This window comes from Yoonia sp., assembly GCF_036007805.1.
Lineage (GTDB): Bacteria > Pseudomonadota > Alphaproteobacteria > Rhodobacterales > Rhodobacteraceae > Yoonia.
Genome location: NZ_DASYOK010000044.1, coordinates 1 through 7,964, shown reverse-complemented (window position 1 = coordinate 7,964; position 7,964 = coordinate 1). Strand labels below are relative to the sequence as shown.

Below are 7,964 nucleotides of genomic sequence, written 5' to 3'. Positions count from 1 at the left end.
GCCGAGTTCGGCAATATCCGTGTTGCCACGGCGTTCCTCGGCAAGCCATGCATGGGCGTTCTCGATTGCCCGTTCACCGCCTTTGACTGCGACATACATCAGGACACCTTTGTCGTTCTTGGGAGTGCTGCAACGCAGTCTGCACTGGTGAAGATGAAATCCAGCCCGAGCGGGAACAGCGCGCGGTTGGATTGGAAGGCTGCAACCTCTGGCAGGGAAAGCGCCGCCTGATCCTTGATACCCGGGCCGGTCAGGGCCGCGCCCGTTGCGGAAAGGTCGGGGCGTTCCACAATCAAAGTGGCTGATCGGTCAGGGTATTGGGATGTGCCGACGGGATAGGACGACAGCGGTGCAAGCGCATCCCATGTGCCCACAGCGAACATGCATTCCGCCGGACCCACCAAAGGGGCACCCGTGTGAAAGGCCAGCCAGACGCGCACCGCTTCGCAATCGGCAGCGCCCGCCAGATAGACCGGCGTTTCAGTATCGCAGAGGGTCAGCAAAACCGTGCCTGCCGCTGGCGAGAGCGGTGCGGGGGGCACGGCACCTGAGATCCCATGCACAGTCCCTGGACGTGCCATTGCCTCCATCACGGCGCGGAACGCGTGGGATGATCCGATGGAAGGGTCTGCAAATCCGCCGGAAAGAGTATCTGCCTGCATCAGTCTTCTCCTCGGACCATTGTGAAGAAATCGACCTTTGTCGCAGCAGCCTTGGCCGCGCGCGCAACCTTGGCCGTGGTCATTTCGGTCTCCAGCGGCTCAAGTACTGATGTCCGCAATGTTTGCGACATTGCCGTTTGCATCAGCGCATCAATCAAAGCAGCCGTTTCTGCATCTTCCTTGCGCCGCCCTTGAATGTAGGCGTGCCCGACCTCTCCGGTGTCCAAGGTCAATGCGCAGCGGGTCACTGTCATTTCGCCCAGATTGAACGGCGCACCCGTGGCACCTGCGCGGGCGCGCACCATGGTGCTGCCGATCTCTGGCGCCCGCAGCCACGTGAAGGCAGGGCGCGCGATGGCCCCATCCAGCAAGATGGCGGCACGGCCTTCCGGCGCTTTGGCCAGCAGGCTCATCCACGCTTTGCGGGGATTATTTTCTTGTAAAGTGTCTTTCATCTCGACAACTTTTCTATTTACTATACAACTATACATATCTTACCACATTCGTGGCCTCACGACAGAAGAGTTTTGTGAAATTTGCGTGACAGTTCAGGTAAAACCCCAATCTGGAAAGCCATTGCTGATGCCCTGCGCAGCGATTTGGCCGAAGGACGCTATAGCCCGGGTGACAAGCTCCCGACCGAAGCCGCGCTGGCAGACCGTTTCGGCGTCAATCGCCACACGGTCAGGCACGGGATTGCGGCACTGGTTGATGAAGGTTTGATCCGCACCCGACGGGGGGCAGGCGCGTTTGTGGCAGCGACGCCAACAGACTACCCCATCGGCAACCGCGTTCGGTTTCATGAAAACCTGATCGCTGCAGGACGCAGGCCGGAAAAGCGCGTTCTGGCGCTGGACGAGCGTGCTGCAACACAAGGTGAAGCCAAGGCTTTGCAAGTCCCGACCGGTGCACCACTCTGCGCCTATCACGGTCTTTCACTAGCTGATGGCCAGCCGATTGCCATCTTTGAAAGCCTGTTTCCACTGGATCGCATCGCGGGCATCACCGACGCATTGCGTGACACAAGTAGCGTGACAGAAGCGCTGCGGGTGGCAGGCATCGCCGACTACACGCGTGCATCAACCCGTCTGACAGCGGTGCGCGCCACGGCCACACAAGCACTGCATCTGCAAGTCATGGAGGGCGATCCGCTATTAAGGTCGTCCGGTGTGAATACAGGCCAGTTTGGTTTACCTGTAGAATATGGGCGCACATGGTTTGTCGGGGATCGCGTGACGCTTACGCTCGAAACCTAGGGGCAGGACCGACGAGGCAGTCACAAAACCTTCACTTTTCAGAACCCTTAATTCAGATATACATGAATTATGGATATATTGCTTCCCAACCGCCTCGCTACACTTGGTCATCCGCAACGGCTCGCCCTTTTTCGGCTGCTGATGCGGCGGTACCCTGATCGTGTTCCGGCAACTGAACTGGCGCAGGCACTTGGGCTGAAGCCAAATACACTCTCCACTTATGTAAACGCCCTTATGCAGGCAGGTCTGATCAACCAGGAGCGTGTTGGCACATCCTTGCGTTATTCCATCAACATGGACGCTGCGCGCGAAACGATTGACTATCTGCTGCACGAATGCTGCAGGGGGCGCCCCGAAATCTGCGTCCCGAACGCCTATCAGGCAGAAGACAGAGGCCCTCAAATGACTGATCGCAAGTACAATGTCCTGTTCATCTGCACCGGCAACTCTGCGCGATCCATTTTCGCAGAAACGATCCTGCGCGATCTCGCCGGTGACCGCTTCGTGGCCTATTCGGCGGGTACCAAGCCCCGCTCGGAACTGAACCCCTTTGCCCTCGAGGTATTGGAACAGAAAGGACATGACACCGCCCTTCTGCGCGCAAAGAACATCGCCGAATTCCAAGGCGACAACGCCCCCCGTTTCGATTTCGTTTTCACCGTCTGCAATCAAGCCGCGAATGAAGACTGCCCCGCATGGCAGGGCCAGCCGATCAGCGCACATTGGGGTCTTCCTGATCCGGTCAAAGTTGAGGGGTCGGACGCAGAGAAAAGCCTTGCTTTCCACCAGACCTATGGCGCGCTCCGAAACCGGATGATCGCCTTTACCGCCCTGCCGCTTTTGTCACTTGATCGCATGTCTTTGCAAAAGGCTGTCGATGAGATTGGCCAATCTATTGAAGAAGGACCTTCCACATGACTGTCTACGCCCTGAACGGCCTTGGCCGTATCGGTAAGCTCGCCCTGAAACCATTGCTGGAACAGGGGGCAGAAATCGCGTGGATCAATGATGCGGTTGGTGATCCTGAAATGCATGCGCATCTGTTTGAATTCGACTCCGTTCATGGCCGCTGGAAGGCTGATTTTGCCCATGATGCGGACAGTGTCACGATCGACGGCGTGCGGCTGCCATTCATTGGCACGCGTGATATCGCGGATTTGCCGCTTGATGGCGTGGATGTTGTCATTGACTGCACCGGTGTGTTCAAGACCGAAGCAAAGATCGCCCCTTACTTTGAGGCAGGGGTGAAGAAGGTGGTTGTGTCGGCACCGGTCAAGGATGGCGATGCTGCGAACATTGTCTTTGGCGTCAACCACGACATCTATGAACCGGACCGTCATCGCATCGTGACAGCCGCCAGTTGCACCACCAACTGCCTTGCGCCAGTCGTCAAGGTGATCCACGAGAACCTGACGATCAAACACGGGTCCATCACGACAATCCATGATGTCACAAACACGCAAACAATCGTGGATCGCCCGGCCAAAGATCTGCGGCGCGCCCGTTCTGCGCTGAATTCCCTGATCCCGACCACGACCGGCAGCGCAACCGCCATCACGCTGATTTACCCTGAACTGAAAGGCCGCCTGAACGGTCATGCCGTCCGCGTCCCTTTGCTGAATGCGTCACTCACAGATTGCGTGTTCGAAGTTGAACAGGCCACAACCGCCGAAGAGGTCAACGCGCTGTTCAAAGCTGCTTCAGAAGGGCCCCTAAAAGGCATTCTGGGCTATGAAGAGCGCCCTTTGGTGTCTAGCGATTATACCAATGACGAACGATCAAGCATCGTCGATGCGCTTTCAACCATGGTCATCAACGGCACACAGGTGAAGATCTACGCGTGGTATGACAACGAAATGGGTTATGCCCACCGGTTGGCTGACGTGGCCCTCATGGTTGGTCGCAGCCTGTGACCCAGTCTTCTGCGCGGCCCGAGGGCCTGTCCGCTTACATTGCTGTCACGGCGGCCTATTGGACGTTCATGCTGACCGATGGCGCGCTGCGTATGCTGGTGCTTTTGCACTTTCACACGCTTGGGTTCTCGCCCGTTCAACTCGCCTATCTTTTTGTACTCTACGAAATTGCCGGCGTTGTCACCAACCTCTGCGCAGGCTGGATCGCCGCACGCTTCGGGCTGACATCAACGCTTTATGCAGGTCTTGGCCTGCAAGTTCTTGCCCTGCTTGCGCTGGCACAACTTGATCCGTCATGGGCGGTTGGCGCATCGGTTGTCTATGTCATGCTGGTACAAGGTGCGAGCGGTGTCGCCAAAGACCTTGCCAAGATGTCGTCGAAGTCAGCGGTCAAGCTTTTGGCGCCCTCAGAAGATGGCGGGCTTTTCCGCTGGGTGGCCTTGCTGACGGGCTCCAAGAACATGGTCAAGGGCCTCGGCTTTCTATTGGGTGCGGCCCTGCTGGCGACTTTGGGTTTCGTTTGGGCGGTTCTTGGCATGGCTTTGATCCTTGCCGTCATCCTGTTGGCCGTTCTGATTGCCATGCCGGCAGGTTTGCCAAAGGGCCGCAAGGGCACAAAGTTTTCCGAAGTGTTTTCCAAGTCGCGCAATGTAAATCTGCTCAGCGCGGCGCGCGTATTCCTGTTCGGCGCACGCGACGTCTGGTTTGTGGTCGGCATACCGATCTACTTTTATGCGGTCCTGTCCGACGGCACGACCGAAGGAAACCGCGCCGCGTTCTTTCTGATCGGCACCTTCATGGCAGGGTGGATCATCCTTTATGGTCTGGTGCAGGCCAACGCCCCGCGCATTCTGCGCGCAAAGACCCGACCCGAGGCAGAGCTCATCGCGGCGGCGCGCGGCTGGGCCTGGGCGCTTGCCATTGTTCCTGCGGCACTGACGGCGGCCGCGATGTTCGCGCAGGGGCCCCAGATGTGGCTGACGCTGACATTGATTGTCGGGCTGCTCGCTTTCGGTGGCATCTTTGCGGTGAACTCGTCCCTGCATTCCTACCTGATCCTGACGTTCACCAAAGCAGAGCGGGTCACGATGGACGTCGGATTTTACTACATGGCCAACGCCGCTGGACGGCTGGCGGGCACACTGCTTTCGGGGGTCACCTATCAGGTGGGCGGGCTGGTGCTCATGCTTGGGACCGCGGCCACAATGGTAGCTCTGTCAGCGATCACTGTTGGTTTCTTGCGCCCTCAAGAGACCTAAGCCAACCGCTCTGCTAACCGCCGTATTTTTCCAGAAATGCTTCTGCCTTCATCGTGCGGAAATCCTGCAAAGCGTCGCGGAGTGCGTCATGTCGCCAATCCCACCAGCCCAGCGCGATCAGACGATCGGCAATGTCGCGCGGCTGACGCAGGCGTAAAGGCTTGGCCGGGGTGCCCGCAACGATGGTGTAGGGTGCGACATCTTTCGTCACAACAGCACCTGCCGCGACAACGGCACCATGGCCCAGCGTCACCTCGGGTTTAATCATCGCGCCCGCACCGATCCACGTATCATGCCCGATGTATGCGGTACGGGATTTACGATGTGCGAAAAACGCGTCGTCGTTCGTGGCGTCATCCCAATAGTCGGCAGAGCGGTACAGAAAGTGGTGGCAGGCGGCGGTGTGCAGCGGGTGATCAGTGGCACCGATCCGGACAAAGGCCGCGATATTGGCGAATTTGCCGATCTCTGCGTTCGCAATATCGGCGTAGCGATCACAATAGCTGTAATCGCTGAAAACCGAATGCGCGATGCGGCTTCCTTTGCCGATCTCGACGAATGCGCCGAATGTACTTTCGGTGATCTCGCATTCAAGGTGGACGAAAGGGGTTTCCGCACAAAGGCGCGGCATCAGTCTTTGCGCCCGATCAGCTTACCGCGGAGCCAGCCCGAGAACCAGTCCATAAGCATCACCATAACGATGATCAGTATGATGTAATAGGCAACTTCTTCCCAGTCCTTCTGGGTCTGGATGGCTTGGGTGAGCATCAACCCGATACCGCCGCCAGTAATCGCACCGATAATGGTGGCAGAGCGCGTGTTGGATTCAAGGAAGTAAAGGATTTGCGCCAAAAGCACCGGCACGAGCTGCGGGATCACACCAAAGCGATAGCGTTGCAGTGGCTTTGCGCCGGTGGAAGAGACACCCTCGATCTGTTTCTGGTCCACATTTTCCAAGGCTTCAGAGAAGATTTTCCCGAAAGTGCCACTGTCTGTGATCAGGATCGCCAATGCACCTGTCAACGGGCCAGGGCCAAAGGCGCGCGCCAGAACAACCGTCCAGATAAGCGCATCCACGCCGCGCACAAAGTCAAATATACGTCGCGTTGCGAAGCGCAAGGCGCTGAAAGGAGAAAAGCGTTTTGCCGCAAGGAATGCCAAAGGCAGGGCAATGATGGCAGCACCGAATGTACCAAGAAACGCCATCAGGATCGTTTCGCCAATCGCCCACGCCACGTCCTTGTGGCGCCACATGCCGTTGTTCCAGAAGTCTGAAATGGCACCAGAGAGGTTCCCGCGCGCGGGGTCGATGCGGTCGCCAAAAGCGATCTCGATCAGACCACGATCATAATAGGGGCTGTCGAGAGTGAACCAGAACAGCTCCCAACCAGGGAAATAGCGGAACACTTCGGTGCGGGTGCGGGTCATGGTCAGCCGGCCCGCTTGCGTTGTAACGGTCATGCGCTGGTCCGACAGGTTGATCCAGTCCGGTATGGGTTCCGAAAGGTTCGTTATAATGCTTCCGTCGACCAATTGCGCCGTGATTGTACCAAAGCCGGGCACATCGTAGCGCGCGGCATTATCTGGCAGGAAACGGATCACATGACCGTCTTCGAGGTCGATGATCAATTCACCATCCTCATCCCCAGTGACCCATGCAGGGCGCGTGCCTTCGGCATAGCTGCCTTTACGTTCGCCTTCGATGGCATAGGCCATACCGCCACGTCGGTTGTCGCGGGTGACATGCGTCTTGTAGGACCAACTGTCCGAGGCAAGGATCACGGCATTTTCCGTGCTGGCGCGCTGCGCGAGACCGGCAACATCGAAAACGACAAAGATATAGGACAGATAGGCGATAATGATCGCTGGGACCGCAAACGCAAACAGACGCTTGCGTCGGAACAGTGTGTCAGCAAAGGTTTTGGCGGACACAAGGGGCATGGTTGCATCGGTCATTGTCACTGGCCCTCGGTCAGTTTGTTGCGGTAACGGCTGGAAAGCTGGTCAAAGAATACAATGGCCCCGAACAGCAGGAGAAAAATCGCGGCCGCTTCGTCAAAACGCCCTGGTCCCCAAGCCATTGCATTGCGCAATTCGAACCCGATACCGCCCGCGCCAACAAAGCCAAGGATGGCAGAGGCGCGGATGTTGATCTCGAACCGCAGCAAAGTGTAGCTCAGGAAATTCGGGGCGATTTGTGGCAGAACACCCAGCCACATGCGCTGTGACCAGTTTGCCCCCGTCGAAGCCAGCCCCTCGACAGGCTTGAGGTCGGCATTTTCGGCAACTTCGGAATAGAGCTTGCCCAAGGCACCGGCCGTATGCAGCGCAATGGCAATCATTGCGGGTACAGGTCCACCGCCAAGGATAAAAATCAGCACCAGTGCGATCACAATTTCCGGAACCGCACGCAGGATGTCCATGAAACGGCGAAACACGGGGATCAGACGGGGCCAGCGTGCCAGCCCGCGGGTCGATAGAAGTGCCAGAATGAGGCCCGCCATCGCGCCAAGCAAAGTTGACACGGCTGCAATGTTGATCGTCTCCATCAGCGCAGGAAAGTACCCCACCAAAAGACCGGGCAGATTGGCCCGCTTCTCCCATGCTTCAGACAGAACATCAGCGGGGAAATCCAGCATCTGCCGCCAGCCATCCCAAAAACCACCGGCATTGCGCCCGTCGGCGACCATAAAGCCCGACACCATCAGCAGGACGAAGATCGCAAGTGTCAGCCCGCCATACATTTGTCGGCGGCGCAGTTGCGCCATATAGCTATCCTGAATGTGATCAACCTTGGGTTTGGTCGGTCCTGAAAGCGCGGCATCGGTCATGGTTCACTCCAAGCAAGACGGGGCAGCGCATTGCGCTGCCCCG

At 57.8% G+C, this 7,964-nt stretch carries 9 protein-coding genes; 4 read left to right on the top strand and 5 right to left on the bottom strand.

What is annotated here, in order from left to right; translation table 11 throughout:
• Positions 1-98: 98 nt before the first annotated feature.
• Positions 99-662: a phosphonate C-P lyase system protein PhnH gene (gene phnH, locus VGP75_RS02650; RefSeq protein ID WP_327542175.1), complete on the bottom strand. Its 564-nt coding sequence runs from the start codon at positions 660-662 to the stop codon at positions 99-101.
• Positions 662-1,117 carry a phosphonate C-P lyase system protein PhnG gene (gene phnG / locus VGP75_RS02645; RefSeq protein ID WP_327542174.1) on the bottom strand — a complete coding sequence of 152 codons (456 nt, stop codon included), beginning with the start codon at positions 1,115-1,117 and terminating at the stop codon, positions 662-664. The genes phnH and phnG overlap by 1 nt, the downstream gene beginning before the upstream one ends.
• A gap of 81 nt (positions 1,118-1,198) precedes the next feature.
• On the opposite strand from phnG, the gene phnF reads away from it, so the two are divergent.
• The 4 genes from phnF (at position 1,199) to arsJ (ending at position 5,090) form a co-directional block, all read left to right on the top strand.
• Positions 1,199-1,918, top strand: a complete 720-nt coding sequence (phnF, locus tag VGP75_RS02640) for a phosphonate metabolism transcriptional regulator PhnF (RefSeq protein ID WP_327542173.1) — start codon at positions 1,199-1,201, stop codon at positions 1,916-1,918.
• Between the two features lie 69 nt (positions 1,919-1,987).
• Positions 1,988-2,836: an arsenate reductase/protein-tyrosine-phosphatase family protein gene (locus tag VGP75_RS02635; protein ID WP_327542172.1), complete on the top strand. Its 849-nt coding sequence runs from the start codon at positions 1,988-1,990 to the stop codon at positions 2,834-2,836.
• Complete coding sequence (locus tag VGP75_RS02630) at positions 2,833-3,831, top strand: ArsJ-associated glyceraldehyde-3-phosphate dehydrogenase (protein ID WP_327542171.1); 999 nt, start codon at positions 2,833-2,835, stop codon at positions 3,829-3,831. Before VGP75_RS02635 ends, VGP75_RS02630 begins: the two co-directional genes overlap by 4 nt.
• The gene (gene arsJ / locus VGP75_RS02625; RefSeq protein WP_327542170.1) at positions 3,828-5,090 is read left to right on the top strand and encodes an organoarsenical effux MFS transporter ArsJ; all 1,263 of its coding nucleotides are present in this window, start codon (positions 3,828-3,830) and stop codon (positions 5,088-5,090) included. Before VGP75_RS02630 ends, arsJ begins: the two co-directional genes overlap by 4 nt.
• A gap of 13 nt (positions 5,091-5,103) precedes the next feature.
• Here the strand turns inward: arsJ and VGP75_RS02620 are convergent, their stop codons facing one another.
• From VGP75_RS02620 to phnE (VGP75_RS02610), 3 genes are read right to left on the bottom strand one after another with little or no spacing between them, the layout of a single operon-like run.
• Positions 5,104-5,721, bottom strand: coding sequence for an LbetaH domain-containing protein (locus tag VGP75_RS02620; RefSeq protein WP_327542169.1), 618 nt, complete (start codon positions 5,719-5,721; stop codon positions 5,104-5,106).
• Positions 5,721-7,046 (bottom strand): phosphonate ABC transporter, permease protein PhnE, encoded by a 1,326-nt coding sequence (gene phnE, locus VGP75_RS02615; protein WP_327542168.1) that lies wholly within the window; start codon positions 7,044-7,046, stop codon positions 5,721-5,723. Before phnE (VGP75_RS02615) ends, VGP75_RS02620 begins: the two co-directional genes overlap by 1 nt.
• Before the next feature lie 2 nt (positions 7,047-7,048).
• Positions 7,049-7,921: a phosphonate ABC transporter, permease protein PhnE gene (gene phnE, locus VGP75_RS02610; RefSeq protein ID WP_327542167.1), complete on the bottom strand. Its 873-nt coding sequence runs from the start codon at positions 7,919-7,921 to the stop codon at positions 7,049-7,051.
• Positions 7,922-7,964 lie beyond the last annotated feature (43 nt).